The sequence below is a fragment of the Spirochaetota bacterium genome, from assembly GCA_017999915.1.
Taxonomy (GTDB): domain Bacteria; phylum Spirochaetota; class UBA4802; order UBA4802; family UBA5550; genus RBG-16-49-21.
The window spans coordinates 784,790-806,522 of the sequence record JAGNKX010000001.1; the positions used below are offsets into that span (position 1 = coordinate 784,790).

Genomic DNA, 21,733 nt, shown 5'->3' on the forward strand with positions numbered 1-21,733 from the left:
GAAATTGCTGCCGTGAAATGTGCGGTATTGTCAAGTCACCGGCCGGATTCATCTATATCCTTATGCAGGCCCTATTGTTGGGAATTAATTGCTACAGCGCGTTGGAAAGCTACAGCCGTGGAAGCGCGCCCCTTGACAACGGCCTCGGGCCTGTTGCTTCTCTGGAGCCTTTAAGGGACTTCTTTGTCCCCATTCTTCGTTTCAGTTATTTGTATCCCTCGGTTCTTCTGCCGGTGGTTTTTTCAGGAATTATTTCCCGCCGGGATACGCCAGGGAGATTTAATTTCATAGGCCAGTTTCTCGGTATCGGCCGCACTCTGGGCGCAAAAATCATGGCCGGGATGCTGTTCTACCTGCTGCTCCTTGGCCTTTCCCTGCCGGTAGTCTATTACTGGATCATGGTGGGAGGCGAATGCTACCGGGAGGAGCTGGCTCTCCTCTATGGCGGCTACGTTTTATACGGATTCTTCCTGCTGGCCCTGACGATATTTTTTTCATCATTTATTAAAAATCGTTTCGTTGTATCTTTCATCGGCGCGGTAATTATAGGATTACTGTTAGGCCATGATTTTTTCGTGGAAATGACATCATCCAATTCCTACCTGAACGGGTGGACCCTGTCATCAATAATGGGCTTTTTCGAAAAAGGCGCACTTTTTTTGCCGGCAATGGCATATTTCGCAATCCCCTCGGTCATAATGTTTCTCCTTGGCAATGCCTTACTGATGATAGGCGGCAGGAAAAAAAATATAATACTTACACTGATCCTTTTCCTTGGGATCTTCGCAGTCGGCGGTGCGGTCACAGCCGTCAATCTGGGCATGGCCGGTGAAGCTATAGATGTTTCCAATCATGAACACATCGAGGCGGTTTCATGGGTTTCTCTCAATGGGGAACAACAGGCGGCCCAGTATCAGCCTTTTGCCGTAAATGTCACAGAATTTAAGGCAGTCATGCCGGAGCAGTATGGTCATCCCCTGGTCATTTCTGAGTCAGATCAGAGAGATATCCTTGTGCTTTACTGGGGGGTGATGCCGCTTCTATTCGTTTTTTTTCAACTGGTGAATATATTAAAGAAAACAGGCATATCCAGAACGGGGAAAAGGTTCATTGCGGCCCCGGCAACCTGGCTTGTCATCATGATTTCCCTGGCCCTGGTGCAGGATTTTTACATTAAAAACAGGCCATGGAAAATTTTTCCGTCAGCCAAGGAAGTGGTTCCCCGCACCGTCTATGACTTTGGTTCAAAATTCATTTTTTCCCGGGATATGTTATCAGAAAAGAAAGCACCCGTGGAAAAGACCGTATCAGGGAAAAGCGATCCCAATTATATATACGCGGGCAAGGAGTATCAGCACCTGCAGCGTTTCTTTAAAAAGCTTTCTGACCTGCAGGCGCACCGCCGCAATAAGGTCCATATCGTCCATTACGGCGATTCCCTGATCTGGGGCGACTGCTATACCAAGACCATGAAACGGCAATTCCAGAATGACTTCGGCGACGGCGGCAGGGGCGTGGTGCCTCCGGTCGAGACCATGGCCACGGCCCTCCATGACCATGTGAACAGGACGCGGGCCGGCGGATTTTCACAGCACGCCATCAGGCACGAGTTCCGCTACCTGGGAAGGTTTTACATACGGCCTCAGATGAATCCGCTGATCGGTTTTACCGGAGAGGGGACCTTTGTCAGGTCCCCGCAGTCGGAGATACGCATGGAGGCTCCGTCCGGATCGGCCCGGTGGAAAGAGGTGAGGCTTTTCCTGCGCAGCCCGGAGATCGCGGCCGGTCCGTCGGAATGTCGTGCCACCCTCGATTACGGCGGAGGCAAAGAAGAGAAAATCCTGAAATTGAATCCCGGCCTTACCGGCGCACTGGCATGGACGATGCCCGGATCTGAAAAAATCAGCATCAGTTTCAATGGAACGGCGGGGCCCCTTCCCTCGGTCGACGCCGTTTCCGTCGAAAGCGGCGGCGGCGTGGTATACAGCACCATCGTCAGGATGGGAATCCACATGGCCTGGATGAACGCGGTGCCGGAAAGCCACCTGAAGCCGCTGGCGGAGATAAAGCCTGACCTGCTCATTTTCCAGTTCGGCATCAACGAGGCCGCGTCTCTGGGGGCCTTCCCGGAGTTCACGAAGGAGGAGCTGCGGAGCCAGATGAGGGAATGGCTGGTGAAAATGAAACGGCTCCTGCCCGAGACGGACATCCTCCTCATAGGCCCGCCGGAGCGCCTCCAGAATTACCAGGGGGGCCTGGCTGTCATGAAGGAGACCCTGGCGGTGCGGGAGGTGCAGCGCGAGGAGGCTGAGCGCGCGGGCATCGCCTTTTTCGACACCTACGAGAGCCTGGGGGGCGAAGGCCACATGCTTACAATGGCGAACACCGGCCTGGCCATGAAGGACTATACGCATTTTACCATGAGGGGGGGCGATACTGCGGCGGAGGGGCTCTACACTTCCCTCATGAACGCGTTCAGGAAAAAGAGCGAGCGGCCGAAGATCGATTTCAAGGCCGAGGAGAAAACGGCGATTTTGTTCAACTCCGCCTCCTTCGCCTATTTTTTTGGCATTGTCATAATCGTCGCATTTCTCCTGAGGCGGTGGCCTGTGGCGCGCTTTGGCTTCCTCCTTGCCGTTTCATACTATTTTTACGCCACATGGAAGCTCTGGCCGCTGGCCTGCCTCGCTGCCACAACGGTGACCGACTATTCCATGGCGCGCCTGATAAACAGGTCCCGGGACCGGGGCGGCAGGGGCACGGCGTATCTGGCCGTCTCGGTGGCCGTCAACCTGGGTATACTGTTCACGCTGAAGTATTTCGATTTCTTTTCTGACCTTACCGGCAAGGCGGTGAATCTCCTGGGATATCAGATGTCGGTGCCGATCCTGAACATACTTCTCCCGGTGGGGATATCCTTCTACACGTTCCAGTCATTGTCCTACACCATCGACGTGTGGCGGGGCAATCTCAAGCCCGAAAAGAACATCATAACATACGCGCACTACGTGTCCTTATTCACCCAGCTCCTGGCGGGCCCCATCGTCAAGGCGCGGGATTTCCTCCCCGCCCTGAAAGACCGGGCCTCCCATTTCCTGGTGACCCATGAACAGGTGTCCACCGCCCTGTTCCTGATCCTGACGGGACTCCTTAAAAAGACCGGGGCCGACTGGCTGGCCGGATCGATTGTCGACAGGGTCTACGCGAGCCCCCACATGTTCCTTCCCCTGGAGACACTGACGGCCGTGTACGCCTACGGCCTGCAGATCTACGGTGATTTCTCGGGGTACAGCGACATGGCCATCGGGGCCGCCATGCTCCTGGGCTACAATCTCACCGAGAACTTCCGGAGGCCCTATGCCTCGTCGTCAGTGACGGAATTCTGGCAGCGGTGGCACATATCCCTGGGGGCCTGGCTCAGGGACTACCTCTACATCAGCCTGGGGGGCAACAGGAAGAGGACGCTCCTCAACATAGGGATCACCATGTTCCTGTGCGGGCTCTGGCACGGGGCCGCCATTCCCTTCGTCATATGGGGACTCTATCATGGCTTCTTTATGATCGTGGAGCGCATCTTCAAGCTGAATAAAATGAAAACCGCCAATCCGCTTTTTCACGGTGTGAGGGTCTTTATCACCCTCCACGCGGTCCTCTTCGGCTGGATCATCTTCAGGTCCGATTCCTGGGAAACCTTCACGGGCATTTTGAACTCGCTCGTGCGGATCAAGGCCGGAGCTCCCAACGTGGGTATCGTCCTGGTCCTGGTCATGGCCGCTTTTTATGCCATTCATTTTACGCCGGTTGCGTGGAAGGAAAGATTGAGATCGTCGTGGGCCGCGATGCCCGCCACGGTCCAGGGCCTGGCGGCGTCCTGCGTCACCTTTTTTATTTACAATATCGCCATTGCCGAGGTCAAGCCCTTCATCTACTTCCAGTTTTGAGGGATGCTTCCTGAACGGGAAGATTCCGGGCATTGCGGGGCTTTGCCGAAGGGGACATGGCGCCTTTCGAGTTTGAGGCGTTTTTCTGCGCGATATCAATATAACCGTATCCGCCCATGATGTCCATGTCCGTGTTGAGTCCGCGGCAGAGGTTCCTGATCAGGCCCAGGAACCCGTCAGCCTTTTTCCCATTAAGGATGAAAGGCTGGAACCGTATCTGCCTGTTCCGGCCCGCCAGGGGGACCACCTTGATGCTTTCAAGGGTCCTGTCATTATAGTACAGGCCCACCGCGATGTTGTCGCGCTCGATCGGGTTGATGTATCCGTTTATGAAATTGCCGAGGGAATAGACAATGGGCCTGCCGCGGTAGAGCTCTATTCCCTGGGGCCAGTGGGGATGGTGGCCGATGACGGCGTCCGCGCCCGCGTCAATGATGGCATGGGCGGTGGCAATCTGCTCTTTCTGCGGAACATGGGTCTGCTCGATCCCCCAGTGGAGGGAGATGACCACGATGGCGTTGTCACGCCTGTGGGCGGCGATATCTTCATGGATGAGCTCAAGGTCCAGGGGCGCTATGCCCGGATCGTCATCCGTGGCGTAGTATTCGTCCGGCGGCCTGTTGCAGTAGGCCAGGATTACAATGGACGTGGCGCCGTACCTGATGACGGCCGGCCTGCGCGCCTCGTCAAGGTTCCTGCCGCCGCCGGTGTGGCGGATGTTCAGATCGTCCAGGGTGGCGATGGTGTCCTCCATCCCTTCTGAATTGTAATCCATGAGGTGGTTGTTCGCGATGGAGACAACGTCGATCTTGAGGTCTTTGAGGCACACGGCGTCTTCGGGCTTAACCCGGAAGATGTAGGGCTTTTTCACGACGGGCGTGCCGCGCTTCATTATGGGGGATTCCATGTTGGCGAAAATGAAATCATATTTCAGGAGCTCTTCCTTGATTTTCCAGAAGGGATAATCGACGCCTTTTTTATGTATATGACGCTCAGCCTCGTTGGCGAGAAGGATGTCGCCGACGAAGAGTATCGAAAAGCGCTGGCTGTTTTTTGCCGGCACACTCTTGGTGATAAATAAAAGAGCGGCAAGAAGAAGCATCGAACAGGATAACACGGATAGGGCTCTTGATCTCATAGGATTATTATCCAATCGCATGGTCGCTCCGGTGTCAAATCTAATTGTTTCCTGAAAAACTCCCTCCGTGGATTTTTTCAGGGTCGGTTTTGAGAAGTGAATTCTCAAAACCTCATATTTTTCTCGGCTAAAGCCTCGAAAAATGTCGATACATCCTTGTATCGCTTAGCAGTTTGCAGTTTTTGAGCAAACTGCTAATATTACATCACGGACAAGGGCGGCAGCGGTCTCGCACTTGTCATTGTTCAGGGAAAAATATCCAGTTCAGGTACTTGCGGATTTCAGCCGGTCCCAGGCCTGTGCCGAGATAGGACCCGTCAATCCATATCTCGAAATGAAGATGGATGCCGTAATCCTTTCCCTCGGCTTCACCGGCCAGGCCGGAGTTCCCCGCCCAGCCGATACGGTCTCCCTGGGAGACACGGCCGCCGACCCGGATGGACCGGTCGATTTTTGAAAGATGTTCGTACACGGTGACAATGCCGTTCCGGTGATCGATCCATACTCCCCTGCCTCCGAAGGAGCGCTTCACGAAGGTCGTGGGGTGGGACATCTGGTGGGCGGAGCGCCTGTTCCAGTCGGACATGTCCGGGGCCCTGTAGTCCCGGTCGGCCTTGATCACGGTGCCCGCATCGGCGGCGTAAACGGGCGTATCCTTTGTCACCGGCAGCGGGGTATAGGAATTTTCACCGTGATGCCTGTAGATGTCGATGCCGGCGTGGCGGCCGCCGCGGTACGCCCGGGGGGCATTGGGATAGCAGTAGTCTTCCGCCGGGAGAAAGGCGTTTTTGACCGGGAGGCTGAGGCCCCTCAATCGCTCGTCGTAGCACCGGACCCTGGCCGAGCCGAGGTAGATCTCGATCTCGGCAATGGACGCGAAATTTCCCGCCAGCGCCTCGGGGGGAATGAAGATGCGGAAGGTGCTGGCGTCGACGCCGCCGAGATTGATTTCCACCGCGTCCTTATAAGACCAGGCGCCGCCTCTCCGCGAGGCCGTGTCAACAGCGGCGAAATCAAACCAGTCTCCGTCGAGGAACTGGAGCTTGAAATGCCTCAGGGTGTGATAACCGTCCTTCCTGCCGGGCCGTACGATGATAGAGGTCATGAGGCGCTTGGCGCCGAAATCCACGGATATCCAGTGGGGTCCGGGACCCTGGGCCGATATCCAGCAGGTGCCTGCTCCGTCGTCAAAGGCCTTGGCCGCCCTGTAGCTCGCGCTCAGTGCAGAGCTGGACCTGATAATGACTTTGCGCGCCGTATTCTGGCCGGCTATGATGTAATCTTCATCAATAGCGTTAAGGCCTGTAGTGGATGATAGGATCGATATCAGGAGAAATGGGACAAGTTTGAGCGACCGTGGCAAGATCATGGCGGCGATATTCATAACGATCTTTGTTTGATTGATCCCATTATCAGCGGTCTGCAGGAATTTTATATCAGCCGGTAACGGCCGCCGCCGGCTTCAGGGCCGGCGGCTCCGGTAAGATTCAGAATGGCATGTTTCGTATTATTTGGGAACGACCTGGAAGGTCACCCTTCTCTGCTCAGCGCCCTTTGGATCGGCACCCGAAAGAGGCTCCGAGGAGCCGACGCCGCGGTAGGTGAGCTTCGGGGAGGTTATACCGGCCTTGCCCAGGGAATCATACACGGCCTTGGCGCGGTCAGTGGATATCTTCGTGTTCCCCGGCTTGTTCCCCTCGGCCGATTCCGGGCCGCGTCCGTCGGTATGACCGCGCACTTCAAGGACATAGCCGTCGGGAAGCTGGGCGATAATGCCCTTCACCACCGGCGCCGCCACTTTCGCCCAGTTGTTCCATGACTGAGGGGGAACCTTCGAGCTCTTGTATCCGAACCCGGTAACCGGGTATTTCGCCAGCTGCTCGTTTGAAGAAGAGACCAGTGCTGAATTAGCGCCTACTTTATCAGGCTCTTTTACCTGTTCTTTCGCGCAGGATACAATGAAGACCGCTGATATGATAAGTGTGATTGCTATAAATACTTTTTTCATTGCAGTACTCCTTTTGTTTGTGATTGTTTGAATAGAATAGGATTAATCATATTTGTCAAATAGATTTTAACAATAATTTTTGGCATGGATTGTACCAAATAACCGGTATAATGTCGAAAACAACCTGTTTATTGGCATTCGAATGACTGTCGGGGGACTCTTCGCAATGAGGAAATGAATCAATAGTTAATAATTGCGAGGTGGCGCATGGTATCTGTGAATGATAAAAATCTAATTTTCCGCGAAGACCTTAAATGATTTGACAGGGCCGGATCGGAAAAGGTATATGCAAAAAGGTTTTACTTCATTATGAAAACGCGGACGCTGCAATCATATCAGATCACCAATGCCGTGGTGGACCTTATCTACAAGGCAAGCTTCATCCTTCCCTACGGAGTGGAGCGGCGCATTGACGAGATGCTGAAGAACGAGGATTCGGAGCTGGCGCGGACTACGCTGAAAATTCTTCAGGAAAACAGCGACATCGCCGGAACCGAGGGGCTTCCCCTGTGCCAGGACTGCGGTATGGCCATAGTCTTCATCGAAATCGGCCAATCGGTTCTCGTCGAAGGGAACTTAATCGCGGCGGTCAACAGCGGCGTGGAGGAGGCCTATCGAAAATTCAGCCTTCGCAAATCGATCGTTGCCGATCCTCTGAAACGACAGAACACCGGGACCAACGCCCCCGCCTTCATACATACCGATCTTGTTGAGGGGGACACATTCACGATCACCGTGTATCTCAAGGGCGGGGGGTCGGAGAACATGTCTGCCCTCAGGATGTTCAGGCCCACCGACGCCATGGAGGCGATCATTGATTATATTGCCGATACCGTGGTCGCGGCCGGGCCCAATCCGTGTCCGCCCCTGTTTCTCGGCGTGGGGATCGGCGGCACGGCGGATATGGCCATGGCCAACGCTAAAAAGGCGGTTTTACGGGAGGTGGGAACCCGCCACGGCGATCCGGTGTACGCGGATCTGGAAAAGCGCATAGAGGAACGGCTCAACGCCACCGGCGTGGGCCCCCTGGGCTTCGGCGGCAGGTCCACCGTGGCACAGGTGTTCATCAGGGAAGCTCCCACCCATATCGCCACGCTCCCGGTGGCCCTTAACCTGAACTGCCATTCATTGCGATACGGGACGGCCGAGTTATAATGAAAGAGTGGAATAAAATAAAGACTCCCTTTGACGCGTCGCTGATAGAGTCGCTCAGAAGCGGTGGCCGATTTCTTTTAACCGGCACTGTGTACGCCGCCCGGGACAAGGCGCACCAGCGGCTCTGCGCCATGGCCGCCCGGGGCGAAGAGCTTCCCTTTGATCCCGCGGGCCAGGTCATCTATTACATGGGGCCGAGCCCGGCGCCGCCGGGGAGGGTCATCGGATCGGCGGGGCCCACCACGTCGTCCCGGATGGACCCTTTCACCGCGGAAATCCTGAAACTCGGCGTCAAGGGGATGATCGGCAAGGGAAAGCGCGACGCCGCGACCCGGGCTTTGCTCCGGGAATACCGGGCGGTGTACTTCGCCACCTTCGGCGGAGCCGGCGCGTACCTGGCCAGGCGCATTACCGGATCGGACCTCGTGGCCTTCGAGGACCTCGGGGCCGAGGCCATATACCGGCTCCGCGTCGAGGACTTTCCCATAATCGTAGTCAATGATATTTACGGCGGCGACCTCTATGAAGATGCGATTCGAAAAAGACAGTGATTTCACCGAATTCAAGGAAGAGCTCCGGCGCCGTCTCGCGGCGCGGCCGAACCGCGACCTGGAGGAGAGCGGACTGAAGCATTCCGCGGTGATGATGCTTCTCATGAACAAGGGAAACGAGGCCCACGTGCTCCTCACGAGGCGCACGGACACGGTGTCCACCCACAAGGGGCAGGTGGCGTTTCCCGGCGGCGGCATGGACGACCATGACGATGACTACCGGGCCATCGCGTACCGCGAAACCCGGGAGGAGGTGGGCATCGGCCCCAAACAGATCGAATACCTGGGCCGGTTTGACGACTACATATCCATTTCCGGCTTCCACGTCACCTGCTTTGTCGGCGCCATAGGCTATCCCTACGGGTACACCCTGAACCGGGACGAGATCGAGAGCCATTTCGAGGCGCCCCTGTCCATGTTCGTTGACCAGAAGTACGACCGCTACGAGATATACAACTACAAGGGGACCGATTACCGGGTTTTCTTCTACTACCATGAGGGATACGAGATCTGGGGCCTCACAGCGCGGATCCTTACGGACTTCGGGGAGAAGATCTGCAGGGATTAACCCGGGGTTTAAACCCCGGGTTAGCGCAAAAAAAGTTTTTACGATACATCATCCCCGTTCGTATATGCTATAAAGGCATATGCCAATCATGAGCCACACGTACAGCACATTGATCTATCATCTTGTTTTCGTTGTCAAATATCGTTCGCCTTTGATTACGCCGGAGATACTTGAACGGCTGCGGGCATTGTTCGGGAAAAAGTCAGCTGAACTGGACAGCTTTATACACATAGTCAACGGCCACAGGGATCATGTCCATGTGCTGATATCATCATCGCCGAAGGCGAGCGTGTCCCATCTGGCGAAGCATTTGAAAGGCTATTCTTCGTTCATGATGAAGGATTTGCGATGGCAAAACGGATACGCTGCCTTTACCGTTGATGAGAGATCATTTCAAAGGGTGTTTGGATATATCAAGAACCAGGAGAAGCATCATGCGGCCCCCTGGCCCCGGGTTTAAACCCGGGGCCAGGGGTTTAAATCCGGGGCCAGGGGTTTAAATCCGGGGCCAGGGGTTTAAATCCGGGGCCAGGGGTTTAAACCCGGGGCTACGGATCTATCGGAGCCTAAAGATTAACGTTTGATTTTATACTTCCGAAGCTGCCGTTCTGTCCTGGTCTGTTCAATGAGATTGCTATCAAATAAATATCTATCCGAATAGACTCTCTCTACCAACCTGTTGCAGTCATGGACGAAAACATACCCCTTCGTTTTTACCAGATGTGAAGACATGTATATGCTGGACATCCTTCCCGGCGGTTCAACGCCATGCCGTCTGGTATAATTCGGATAATCGCCGGATGGCCCGTCGACCAGTATTACATCCCACTGCACACTTGTAATTTCAGGTGGAAGATTAATTGCCAGACGATCATGGTTATCTAGCAATTGCTCCCATTCAGATATGCGGGTATTATACGCAACCAGGTATGATTCCGCCCCGGGGCACAATTCCATGACTTTACTGTACCATTCGGCATTATCCTCTATGAAAGCAGTTCGTCCCCCTGAGTTAATATCCATCCAGAGGGATGTGTCGTTACCCATGCCGAAAACAAGGAAATTGCATGGGTGGAATTCCATTAATCCCTTTGCAATGAGCAATATTTCCGGCGGTTCGAGCAGTATTCCCGGGTGTTTTAGCAGCAAATTTCTAATGGCACCTATGTTCATCGAGCAATTTATTCAAAATCTAAATTCAATATGATTGATATCATTCATTGTTTGATATTTCATTAGTGTCAATACATATTAGGCTCATCATTCAGCAGGAGAGATTATCCGGTTTCAATAAAAAATTACATTGTAATCCAAATTTCATTTTTTATAATGGATCAATAAACAATCATTGCCGGTTTTCTTTGATAGCTATGAGTAAAAAAGTACTATTGATTCCTAATATGCCCGGATGGTCCCTGGAAAAAAACGCCAGGGATATTATCAATTTTAACCATTCAGACCTCTATTTTGAGATATGCCAGTTTGGTGATTTCATACATAATAGCGCCGACTTATACAACGAGTTTGATCTCATTTATCCAATGACGAATCGTCTTTTTGATGAATTCCTGATTCGGGGCCTGCCTGTTGACAAGGTCATCACGGGCATACGGTCCTTTGTTTCGTGGGATAAAGGCAAGACAGTGCCTCCGGGTTATAATGCGAAGCCTCCCGATGGATTCATCAGGCGCATGAAAAAAGCCCTCCTTGTCAATACCAACTGCCTCAAGCTCTGGTACATATTTTCGCGGCATCTGCCTGTGGTTTATACAAAATACACCTGTGACCTTGAAGTTTTTTATCCTGATAAGCGCAAAAGAGACACGGATAAACTGGTGGTCGGCTGGACCGGGAGCCTCACAAATAATGAGAATGAAAAAACACAGTACAGGGGCTTTCATGATATTATCAAGCCGGCCTGCGAAATGGTCGATGGAATCGAGCTGCGCCCCCAGATTGCCGAGATGGAATGGATCAGGGACGACCACAGGATGCGTGAATATTATAATTCAATCGATCTGTACATCTGCGCTTCAAAGAGCGAGAGCGGCCCACGGCCGGTCCTGGAGGCGGCTGCCTGCGGCGTTCCTTCACTCACAACCGATGTGGGACTGGTTCCGGAATTGATTGAAAACAACATAAACGGCATTGTTGTTGAAAGAAGTGTGGAAGCAATGGTGGAAAAGCTGAAATACCTTTCCGCCAACCGTGAACTTCTCCCATTGATGGGAAGAAAGGTTCGGCAAAAAATGGAGGAGGATTTTCAATGGAAAAAAATCATACCCCAGTGGATAGATTTTTTTCAAAGGGCTCTGAATTTACATGATATTAAAGAAAAATTAGCTATAAAATAATGAAGATTTACGTCCCGTAATAAAACTTAAAATAACCTGTCCCTGCAGACATGCTATATGAACCATAGGTTGTCCACCCATCTCCATTAATGTTGTCCATAGAAATCAGTTTATCAACATCAGCTGCATCATCGTCATCTATTATAGTAATTTTTCTATTCAGTATTGCCAGAAATCTTCTTGGTCCGTAAAACCAACCCTGAGTGGTATTGATGCTGGTTGTTCCATTTCCATATCCCTGAAGGAAATCCAAATTTTTATTAAACATTAAAATCCTGTATCCATTAGCTCCATTCAAGTTGGCCACATAAATATAGGGGTCTTTTATCAATACATGCCAGGGTGCATAAAGCTGTGTAGCGTTTACATAAGTGTTGATAACACTCAATGTATTGAGGCTGTACTTGAAAATGGCTTGTTGACCTGAATTATTGACCCCTGCCATGTAGAGCACATTTTCACTTCCATCAAAGGCCATACCCCTGATTGTTTGTATGGGTGCGGTTGCGGTATAAAGCGCGGTTGGTGTTTCACCGGTATTGCATCTGACCCGGTAGAGGGCGCTTGTTGTCGCTGAGGTGGCATAATAGAGATAATTATTGCTTCTGTCGATAGCAATGGCGTTCACACCCGTTGAGGAATTGACAATTATATCATAGGTCGAGCTGTCCATATTATTTATTCTTATCACCACGTAATTGTTAAGCCCTGGACTGTATCTGCCAATATATATTCTTCCTCTTGCATCGAAATCAACATCATAAAAGTTAGCATTAAAGCCATAACCGAGGGCGTTGATTTTCCAGGTGGCATTTCCAGTTTCAAGTGAATCTATTTGAACCAGTTGGGCCATGCGATAATCGGGAATAACTATTTTTGTCTCGTTCACGATCATGATCACCGGCACGGTCACGGTCTGGCCGGCAGCAAGGTCAAGCGTGGTTATACCCCTGAATGACAGGGCCGCGCTGGGATCGCCGGCGCTGACGTTTGCAATGACCTCAAATCTACGGGCGCTCCCGGCCGGCACGGTGAAGGTCAGGGTGTCGGTCGACGTAAAGGTTTGGGTCAGGATCGGAATCCCGGCGGCCGTTACGTTCACCGTATAAGAGCTGAAAGCGGCAGGCGCAGTCTGGGCCATGGCGTCACGGGTAAAAAAGCGTAATATGCGGTCTACCATGGATCTGTTCGTTGCTGTCTCTTCACCGGGAAGGCTTAATTGTATGACAACCGTTGCCGCATTCTTGCCGACATAGGGCAAATGCCGCTCGGAATCGGAGCAGGAGAAAGCCAGAGAAAAAATTATAGACAGCGCAAAAGGTAATACTGAAGAAACAGTACGCTTCATAGATATATCTCCGTCAGATGAAGGTTGTATATTTACTTATTATGATAGCATGATTTTTGTTTTCGATCAACTATTTTTTATCATATTGGCATGAAATGCTTAACACATGTTAGATAATATATATAATATTTTGGGAAAATTATTATAGATATACTGGTCTCCAAGCAATGATGATCATAATGACAAAATGATATTCGCCAGCTGGTCCGCGCCGTTTACATCGAAAGAAAAAGCTTCGCTTGCTTCTATCCTCAGTTTCTGGTCGCTGAAGTTTGCCTCCAGAATTTCAAAAAGGGCCTTCTTGCCGAAGAAGTTCGCTTCCCACACCTGGTTGTATCCGCCGCCGCATACAAGGAGATCCACTGCGTTGAAATAATCCACGACCGGGAACAGGCCCCCCTGGTAGGTCCCTGAATAGATCACGTCGTATCCTTCATTTTCGAGATAGGCGTACTTGTCTTTAAACCGCTCGAAGTATTCGGGTCGGCCGCTGAGTCCGTAGAAGGCCACGGGCTTTGTACCGTCAAGGCCGAAGCGCCGGAGGGCCGTTTCCCGGGGAAGGATTTCGTCGTGGTTTTTAAGGATAACAGGGTTGACGGTCTCCATGGGCACCGCGGATCGAAACGGCTCAATGGCGATCACTTTATCGTAGCTGCCCGGCTCAAAGGCAATGGCGCCCGAGGGGAGAGGGACCCTGAAGTGGCTGTCCAGGGCCTGGTCTGAAAGATAGATCTTTTTGCCGGGGAGCTCTTCAATGAAGTGGTGTACCATGAACCACTGGTGGTGAACGATGAGCAGGTCCGGTTTGAGCTTTCGCAGCGTCTTGTACAATACCGACCTGTGCCATTTTCCCGGCGCCAGGTCGTCCTCGGTTTCCACCGGCACCCACAGGGTGTTGAAGTTTTCGGCGAGATGTCCGAAGGGCGACGAATGTATGATCGTGTATTTACAGGAAACGCCCTTGCGTTTCAGGGCGTTTCCTATGGCCATTCCGGTCACCAGGCGTCCCACGCCGGTGGTGCTGGAGGTGTAGTATGCGACGCGCACGGACCTAGCAGGTGCTGTAGAACTTGAAGTACCCGGGGCCGCTCTGGGAACCTGACCATGATCCATAGGTCTGCCATCCCATGCCGGGAGTAATGCCGGTGGCCACCAGCTTGCAGAGCCAGTCTGTGGTAACACCCAATTTGTCATTGTCGATTATTATGAACTGGTCGTTGCGAAGGGCGACGAAGTTCTGGGCTCCATAGAACATGCCGTAGCTGTTATTAACGGCGCTATTGTTTTTGTTGCCGAAATGTCCGACGGGAACCAGTGATTCGCCCGATATCTGGAACGTTACTATCTGGTATCCGTCCGCAGGCGTTGCCCCGCTGGCGCCGTTGTAGTTAGCGACATAGATATAAGGATATCGAATATACAGATCAGTGGCCAAGTTAAGGCCGCCCAAATTTATCGTGGTTCTATATACGATTTGATCTGCATTGGGATCGTACTTTGTTATGGCATTGCCGGAAGAGGAAAGAAGGTATAGCATTCCTAAGCCATCAATATCTATGCCTGTCCTGTTATTCCATACCAGATTCGAGGCATCAAGACGCGTGGCGTTGCTTAGATCATCGAGGGAAGCTTTGTATAACCGCGTGGATGTAATGAAATAAAGCGTATTACTCTGCCTGTCTATAACCATACGGACAATATATCCAGCGCTTTGGCCGTTTGGGACGGAATTAAAAGCCTGGGCATTGGTTCCATTAATATCATCTATCCTGACGATATCGGCTATAGTTTCACCTCCTGTATAACCATTGCTGATATAAATTCTGCCTCTATTATCATAAGCAATATCACTGGGTTGAAAGGTGCCGGCCGTAATGCCCGTATATTTATAAGTTTTCCAATTGGTTCCGGCCATATCATCGATCATGACGACATCGCCTGAAACTCCATCCGGCACGACGAGTTTTGTCTCGTACAAATTCATGATAACCGGCACGTCCACGGTCTGGCCGACTGGGATATCCAGCGTGGTTGTGCCCCGGAATGACCGGGAAGCGGCGGGATCGGTCGCACTGGTATATGCTATTACTTCAAAACTCCGGGAACCTCCGGCAGGAACGGTGAGGCTTATGGTGCCGGAAGTAAAAATCTGATTTATTGTCAGCATGCCAAAAGCTTTAACGCTGACCGAGACCGAGCTGAAAGCCGCAGGCGCCGTCTGGGCCATGGCGTCACGGGTAAAGATGCGCAATATGCGGTCTATTAGGGACCTGCTTACCGCGGCTTGTTCATCGGGAAGGCCCAGTTTTATGACAACAGTTGCCGTATCCTTACTGGCGAATGGCAGCCGGTGCTCTGAATCGGAGCAGGAAAAAATAAAAAGGAATACAATAATTAAGATAGGAACATTAATGAAATAAGCAGGGCGTTTCATAATTGAAATCTCCCTCTGAATAATGTTATCCAGATTTTTTTTCTATGTTAATAATTGTCATTTAACCGGGCAACACTTTTTTTATGATCATCAAAATCGAGTCTGTATTTACAGACCATAACATGGTTAAATTTGAAATAATTGATGCTAATTTCAGGGAAAATTGTTTTAAATTGTCATAATTTATTGAAATAACAACATATTGATCGCTGTTATGTAATCAATGTTTTTAATTTTCATTTTGTCGTGCAAAACTTGGTCATTGAATTTGACAATGAAAGCTTTTTAAAGTTCTTAAATTAATTAAAAATAATCGTCTTTCAATTCGATATGGGCAATGCTATTAGTCTTATAGCATCAATGCCACGGTGACGAAATATTGGATTAATATATCACCGGCTAATCGGGTTTTTATAAAGTCTATCGTTGCACAGGGTTATTTTCTTTTGAATTACTTTGTCATCCGGAAAAACTTTTTGATATTTTTCGCAAGCACCAATGCATTCAAGTAGCTGAGAAGTTTCATAATACATGTCGATAAGGTCATGTATTTTAATTATGTCAGATTCTTCAAAGATATATTTCTGGATATTTGACTCCAATGGCAGGTCCACATTGTCGTCAGTGAATAAGGCCAGTACATATAGTCCGCTATGCCAGATATAACGTGCTTCTGCTTTGATAAAATCCTCGGCATCCCATCCGGACAGGTGGAGCATGTACTGGTTATAATATTCCCGCTGTAGTTTATAATAGATATTGGGGGTGTTGATGAAAAGCGTCCTGCACCGGTTCCTGCACAGCTTGATGAATTCCAGCCCTTTTTGCTTGGTGAAGTGTTCAAGGATGTCAATGGCTATGATCAAATCATAATAAAGATTGTTGTTTGATAAAATGTCAATCGCTTCACCGATAAACACATTGTTGTATATATAATCGTGTACGGGAGTAAGATATTTTTCGTTAGCCTCGATGCCGTCCAGCTGGATTGACCAGTCGTCATAACCCTTTTTTTTGTGGGGCCTTAAATCGAAATATTCGCGTATCAGCAGGCCCCATTTGCCAAAGCCGACTCCTATATCTAGAATTGAGCTGGCATTGACCTGTCGAATAGTTTCAATTATATCAAAAATGGAAGAAAGATTATTGCTTGGCATAAATGATTATGGACTGATTCAAAGGTTATAGATTAACCCAAAATATATTTTTCACAAGTTATGCTAACATTGGCTATACAATTTGAATTGGCTGGTTCCGGTGCCATAGGATCCAAATGCAGACCATGATGTGAATGACATATTACCGAATGAGACTATCTGGTCATAATCGGAACCTGCGCTTCCTTGTCCGCTGTCAGCTACGATAAGGATATCGTTCCGTATTGCAAGGAAGCGGCTTGCTCCATAAAAATTGCCGGGTGCCTGGGTTGTGCTTTTTGTCCCGTTACTGGCAACAAGAGAAAAAGAGCTTCCTGAAAAGGTCAGCTGAAGAATTTGGTAGCCCGCTGATCCGGCAAAATTGGCTACATAAACATAAGGGCTTCGATATAATACATCAGATATATTGATCGTACTTGGTGATGTAGTATTGGTTATACTATATGGAGAACCTATGATTTGTTGTAAAGTCGGATTATATCGTATTAATCGTGGAGGATTATTAAAAGTATCGTGGGGTCCCACAATATAGAGCATTCCTTCAGCATCCACATCGATACCTTTAATGTTATAGGTAGAGGAAGACTCAAAACCAGTGCCTGTCAATGACAATTGCTGTGTGCCTGTGCCATCGAGATTTGATCTGTAAAGAGCATTATCCAGGGCAAAATAAACCAGGCTGTTGGTACGATCCACTGCTATAGTGCGAATGAAGGTAAGAGCAGATCCTGTTCCAAAAATTGTGGCGCTGCTCTGAATAAAATTGGTGCCATTTATATCATCCATGCGAAATATTCCGGGTGTGCTGTAGTTTGCCACGTAGATCCTGCCCCTTGAATCGAAATCCACGTCAAAGGGTCTCAGGGTCCCGGTGAAACCGGTGAAGGTGGTCTTGGCAATCCATGTGGTTGACCCATCGGCTACGTTATTTATCATAACGATCCTTCCGGGAGATATAGCTGTATTACCTCCATCAGGGATAACTATCTTTGTCTCATTCAAATTCATTATAACCGGCACGGTTACTGTTGCGCCCCCTGCAAGGTCAATGGTGGTTATGCCACGGAAGGAAAGTGCGGCGCTGGCGGATGCTGGATCTACATTGGCGGTAACCTGAAATCGGCGTGCGTTTCCGACCGGTACCGCGAGGGTAAGAGTATCGGTTGCTGTAAAAGTCTGTGTCACTGCGCTCATGTCAAGGGCGGTTACGGTCACCGTATATCCGATGATTGTGGCCGGCGCAGTCTGGGCTATGGCATCCCTCGTTATGGAGCGGAGGATCCTGTCAATGATGGAGCTGCTTATCGTTGCCTGTTCATCCGGCATTGACAGTATTATCACAACAGTGGCGTTTTTTGAGATAAAGGGCAAACGCCGCTCCGAATCGGAACAGGAGAATATCAAGAGGGAAGACGTTAATAAACTGAAAACGATAACTATATGTGTAATGCGTTTCATGATAGTGTCTCCGTTGGATTAACGTTTACCTTGGATTAATAAATGATAGTTAATCTTCATGGAAGTAGCAACTTTTTTTTAGGAATTATCAGAATAGTACATGAGTATAATTTAACAACCGTTAATATGATTGATAATTTTTTAATGGTTTATACAATAATTATCATAAAGTCGTGATGATTTTCACCAGCTGGTCTGCGCCGTTCTCCTTGAATTTGAATCTTTTTGAATATCGGACCCTATCGGCGCTGTCCTGGAACCTGACCTTGATCGGCTCAAGGATCGCCTCCTTATTGAAGAAGCGCGCCTCCCAGAACTGTGTGTAGCTGGCGTTGCCCACGATCAGGTCAAAGGCGTTGTAGTAATCCACGGCTGGGAAGAGTCCCCCATGGTAATTGGACGAATAGACCATGTGAAAGCCCTCTGATTCAAGGTAGGAATATTTATTTTTTATTATTTCGAAGTCGCCGGGATTGGCGTTTATGGCAAGGAGGCAATTTTTTTTGCCATCTTCAAGGGCCAGTGCATTCAACGCCTCGCCGCGGGAAAGGATCTCGTCCCGGTTCCTGATGATTATTGGATTTATCTCATCGAAGGGTATTTTCGAGCGGAACGGCTCTATGGCGAAGACACGGTCATAATCCTCGTACCTGAACGTGAGGTCCCTGTCGGCAAGATGGATGGTGAAGAATGAATCGACCACCATGTGGGACAGGAATATCTTTTTACAGGGGAGGTCGCGGATGAAGCCCTGGAGGCTGAACCAGAGAAGGTCCACAATGATGATGTCCGGCTTCAGGGAGTCGATGGTCGTATACAGGGCCGATTCCTGATAACCCTTGTATAATAGCACTTCTTCGTTTTCAGCGGGAATCTCGACATGGCTGTGACCGAACCGGTCAGCAAGATGCGCAAAGGGCGACATATTGATGATGGTGTAATCCCAGTCAAGGTTCGCCCTGCGGATGGCATTGCCAATGGATATGCCCCCTATGAGCCTGCCTGTTCCTGTTGTCCCTGAGGTGTAGAATAAGACGCGCATTAACAAGCATAAAAAAATTGAAACTGGCCGGTGCTTTTTCCTTCGTCACCATAGGTTGCCCATCCGGTTCCGCTCATGTCCTGCATCGATACCAGTTTATCAAGATTGTAGTCGTAATGGTCGTCTATTACAATCAATACATCATTTCTAATGCCAACAAAGCGGCGAGGACCGTAGAAATATCCCTGATTCTTATTAACAATATCAGCTTGTATGCCATATCCGGCGGTATACTGCATTTGCATTGCAATGTTTAATTGTAATTGTAGTATTTTATAATTATCAGCACCTCTGAAGTTGGCAATATAAATATACGGCGATTTTACCATTATGTCTGAAGGATTATTAAGGTAGGTTTGATAATAAGAAATCACAGTTTCTGTTAATGGATTATAAAGAAATACGGCCGCTGCATTGCCTGTTGTTGTTCCAGATATATATAGCATCCCTGCCGCATCGACGTCAAGACCGGTTATTGATTCAATTATTGCTGCTCCTGCAATGGTTGCTAATTCTCTATCGTCAGTACCATCAAGATTGCATCTCTTAAGATGAATTGGGTTAGTAGCATAATAAAGGTAATTTCTAAATCTGTCAACGGCAATGGCACAAATAGCATTACTTGATCCTGTCCCTATTGTTTCACAAGAAGTATCATTAATATTGTCTAAGCGAATTACTACACAACTGCCATCTGTTGGAAAATTATTTGCTATATATATTTTACCTTGATTGTCGAAATCCACATCCCATGGCTGAAATGTACCGGAAAATCCTATATCAGAAGCTGTCTTTTCTATCCATCCGATATCACCGGCGAGGTTGTTAATTTGAATTAATCTGACTGTATAAGGAGGAATGCTTGCTGCTGGATCGGGAATAACAATCTTCGTCTCATGGAGATTCATGATTACCGGTACTGTCACGGTTTCACCGACAAGGTCCAGGGTGGTGATGCCGCGGAAGGAAAGAGCCGCGCTGGGGTCGCTCTGATCGACCGTGGCAGTCACCTCGAAGCGCCGCAGCAGTCCCCCGGACACGGTGAGAGTTATCGTCTCGGCGGGCCCGAAGGTTTGATCAATGGTGTCCATGTCCGACGAGGTGACCACGACCCTGATGGAACTGAAGGTGGCAGGCGCCGTCTGGGCAATGGCGTCGCGGGAAAAAAAGCGTAGAACGCGGTCTATGATGTTCATATGGGACAGGACCGCCTCATCGGGCAGGGTCATTTTAATCTTAACCGTGGCGTACCTGGAAACATAGGGAAGGCGCCGCTCCGAATCGGAACAGGACAGGAGGCTTGACACAAGTAGAATCGAGAAGATGACAATGAAATGCTTTTTCATGAATCGTTCCTTGATAGTTTTACTTAAAAATTTTTAATAGTGATACTATTAGACTTGTTGCGAAACTGCGTCTCGCCCTCGGGGGAGAGCCCCTGCGGGGGGCTTTTAAGGGGCTTCGCCCCTTAACCCCGATTATAAGATTCAGATTTGCAAAAACTCTATTAATAAATATATAATATATTTTCAAGTTTTAAAAGAAAATAAATTTATAACAATTGTTAATTTTAATTCTATTATGTGATATTTAGAGTCTTATTCATATATAAAAAAACCAAAAAAGATTTGCCAGATATCATAATAAAGCGTAATTTTGTGTATATCGTTAGGCGTTTTCCCGCCTTCTTTCCTGAGGAGGAAATCATGAAACGTTACACCATACCTATGATAGTAATCGCGATGATGCTCTTTTTTACCGGCGCATCCTTTGCAGAAATAAGGGTCGTGTCAGTCAAGGGGACGGCTTCGTATAAGGCCGGCGGATAGTGGGTGCCCCTGACGGCCGGCGCCGCCCTTGCGGTGGGAACGAAAGTGAGCACCGGGGTCAGGTCCCGCGTGGAGATCAAGGTGAACAAGCACACCGTGACCGTGGAGCCCCTGACCATCATGAAGATCAGCGAGAGCGTTGACACTGCCGCCAGCTCCACGACGCGCCTGGGCCTGCGGCGCGGCTTGGTGCGCACCAAGGTCGCCAGGGACGCCCGGATCAAGACCGTGTTCAAGGTCTCCACGCCGGTGGCCACGTCGTCCGTGCGCGGCACGGAGCAGATCGTGGTGTACAACCCCACCTTCGGCATGAGGATCTTCGTCATCAGCGGCACGGTGGAGGGCCAGGGCCTGAACGGCGGCGCCCAGCTCATATCCGGCAACCTCCAGTTCCTGCAGAACCTTGTCAGCGGCGCGTCCTCAAGCCCCATGGCGGGCATGCAGGATTACCTGACCAGCACGAATTCCAAGTTCATCACCGTTGATGAAGAGACGGCCACGAAGCTTTTCGGCGACGATTTCATCAATTACCAGGAGGGTTTCCAGGGCGTGCAGGGTTCACAGGGCACGATCGATGAATTATTAAAGGGGATACCGGTCAATACCACGGTCACCATTAACCTGGTGTGGCCGTAATTGTCGCAAGCCGCCTCGGCATGTTTTGACGCGAAGCGATCAATAGCCGTAGGCTGTTCACCCATAAACCTGTTCCGGCCCTTCGCGGTGCCGGAACGCCATGACATAGCATTA

At 49.9% G+C, this 21,733-nt stretch carries 19 protein-coding genes; 8 read left to right on the forward strand and 11 right to left on the reverse strand.

All coding sequences use genetic code 11. From position 1 onward, the window contains the following. Positions 1 to 74: 74 nt before the first annotated feature. On the forward strand, positions 75 to 3,941 hold the full coding sequence (locus KA369_03275) for a hypothetical protein (GenBank protein MBP7734972.1): 3,867 nt from the start codon (positions 75 to 77) through the stop codon (positions 3,939 to 3,941). Here KA369_03275 and KA369_03280 read toward each other — a convergent pair. The 3 genes from KA369_03280 to KA369_03290 all read right to left on the reverse strand — a co-directional run bounded on the left by KA369_03280 (position 3,922) and on the right by KA369_03290 (position 7,087). Next, entirely contained in the window at positions 3,922 to 5,079 is a 1,158-nt protein-coding gene (locus KA369_03280; protein MBP7734973.1) for a CapA family protein, read from the reverse strand. The two genes, KA369_03275 and KA369_03280, sit on opposite strands and share 20 nt — an antisense overlap. Positions 5,080 to 5,317: 238 nt before the next feature. Then, positions 5,318 to 6,463: a M23 family metallopeptidase gene (locus tag KA369_03285; protein ID MBP7734974.1), complete on the reverse strand. Its 1,146-nt coding sequence runs from the start codon at positions 6,461 to 6,463 to the stop codon at positions 5,318 to 5,320. Positions 6,464 to 6,586: 123 nt separating this feature from the next. Beyond that, positions 6,587 to 7,087 (reverse strand): OmpA family protein, encoded by a 501-nt coding sequence (locus KA369_03290; GenBank protein MBP7734975.1) that lies wholly within the window; start codon positions 7,085 to 7,087, stop codon positions 6,587 to 6,589. Between the two features lie 309 nt (positions 7,088 to 7,396). Here KA369_03290 and KA369_03295 point away from each other — a divergent pair, with 309 nt between their 5' ends. The 4 genes from KA369_03295 (at position 7,397) to tnpA (ending at position 9,821) form a co-directional block, all read left to right on the forward strand. After that, the gene (locus KA369_03295; protein MBP7734976.1) at positions 7,397 to 8,242 is read left to right on the forward strand and encodes a fumarate hydratase; all 846 of its coding nucleotides are present in this window, start codon (positions 7,397 to 7,399) and stop codon (positions 8,240 to 8,242) included. Beyond that, complete coding sequence (locus KA369_03300; GenBank protein MBP7734977.1) at positions 8,242 to 8,793, forward strand: fumarate hydratase C-terminal domain-containing protein; 552 nt, start codon at positions 8,242 to 8,244, stop codon at positions 8,791 to 8,793. Before KA369_03295 ends, KA369_03300 begins: the two co-directional genes overlap by 1 nt. After that, positions 8,765 to 9,361 (forward strand): CoA pyrophosphatase, encoded by a 597-nt coding sequence (locus KA369_03305; protein ID MBP7734978.1) that lies wholly within the window; start codon positions 8,765 to 8,767, stop codon positions 9,359 to 9,361. Before KA369_03300 ends, KA369_03305 begins: the two co-directional genes overlap by 29 nt. Positions 9,362 to 9,449: 88 nt before the next feature. Beyond that, entirely contained in the window at positions 9,450 to 9,821 is a 372-nt protein-coding gene (gene tnpA / locus KA369_03310) for an IS200/IS605 family transposase (protein ID MBP7734979.1), read from the forward strand. 113 nt (positions 9,822 to 9,934) lie between these two features. Here tnpA and KA369_03315 read toward each other — a convergent pair whose 3' ends face one another. Beyond that, the gene (locus KA369_03315) at positions 9,935 to 10,534 is read right to left on the reverse strand and encodes a hypothetical protein (protein ID MBP7734980.1); all 600 of its coding nucleotides are present in this window, start codon (positions 10,532 to 10,534) and stop codon (positions 9,935 to 9,937) included. Positions 10,535 to 10,599: 65 nt separating this feature from the next. On the opposite strand from KA369_03315, the gene KA369_03320 reads away from it, so the two are divergent. Next, on the forward strand, positions 10,600 to 11,715 hold the full coding sequence (locus KA369_03320; protein ID MBP7734981.1) for a glycosyltransferase family 4 protein: 1,116 nt from the start codon (positions 10,600 to 10,602) through the stop codon (positions 11,713 to 11,715). Positions 11,716 to 11,722: 7 nt separating this feature from the next. On the opposite strand, the gene KA369_03325 is transcribed toward KA369_03320, so the two are convergent. From KA369_03325 to KA369_03355, 7 genes are all read right to left on the reverse strand, one after another. Further along, positions 11,723 to 13,063 (reverse strand): hypothetical protein, encoded by a 1,341-nt coding sequence (locus KA369_03325; protein ID MBP7734982.1) that lies wholly within the window; start codon positions 13,061 to 13,063, stop codon positions 11,723 to 11,725. A 174-nt stretch (positions 13,064 to 13,237) separates the two neighbouring features. Further along, positions 13,238 to 14,110 carry a hypothetical protein gene (locus KA369_03330; GenBank protein MBP7734983.1) on the reverse strand — a complete coding sequence of 291 codons (873 nt, stop codon included), beginning with the start codon at positions 14,108 to 14,110 and terminating at the stop codon, positions 13,238 to 13,240. 4 nt (positions 14,111 to 14,114) lie between these two features. Next, positions 14,115 to 15,497 (reverse strand): hypothetical protein, encoded by a 1,383-nt coding sequence (locus tag KA369_03335; protein ID MBP7734984.1) that lies wholly within the window; start codon positions 15,495 to 15,497, stop codon positions 14,115 to 14,117. Between the two features lie 392 nt (positions 15,498 to 15,889). After that, positions 15,890 to 16,654 carry a hypothetical protein gene (locus KA369_03340; GenBank protein ID MBP7734985.1) on the reverse strand — a complete coding sequence of 255 codons (765 nt, stop codon included), beginning with the start codon at positions 16,652 to 16,654 and terminating at the stop codon, positions 15,890 to 15,892. 63 nt (positions 16,655 to 16,717) lie between these two features. Then, on the reverse strand, positions 16,718 to 18,112 hold the full coding sequence (locus KA369_03345) for a hypothetical protein (GenBank protein MBP7734986.1): 1,395 nt from the start codon (positions 18,110 to 18,112) through the stop codon (positions 16,718 to 16,720). Between the two features lie 163 nt (positions 18,113 to 18,275). Further along, a complete protein-coding gene (locus KA369_03350) occupies positions 18,276 to 19,154 on the reverse strand; it encodes a hypothetical protein (GenBank protein ID MBP7734987.1) in 879 nt (292 codons plus the stop codon). Then, entirely contained in the window at positions 19,154 to 20,245 is a 1,092-nt protein-coding gene (locus tag KA369_03355; protein MBP7734988.1) for a hypothetical protein, read from the reverse strand. The genes KA369_03350 and KA369_03355 overlap by 1 nt, the downstream gene beginning before the upstream one ends. Here KA369_03355 and KA369_03360 point away from each other — a divergent pair. Together KA369_03360 and KA369_03365 are read left to right on the forward strand one after the other, a co-directional pair. Next, complete coding sequence (locus KA369_03360) at positions 20,235 to 20,417, forward strand: hypothetical protein (protein MBP7734989.1); 183 nt, start codon at positions 20,235 to 20,237, stop codon at positions 20,415 to 20,417. The two genes, KA369_03355 and KA369_03360, sit on opposite strands and share 11 nt — an antisense overlap. 569 nt (positions 20,418 to 20,986) lie before the next feature. Then, positions 20,987 to 21,619 (forward strand): FecR domain-containing protein, encoded by a 633-nt coding sequence (locus KA369_03365; protein MBP7734990.1) that lies wholly within the window; start codon positions 20,987 to 20,989, stop codon positions 21,617 to 21,619. Positions 21,620 to 21,733: the final 114 nt, after the last annotated feature.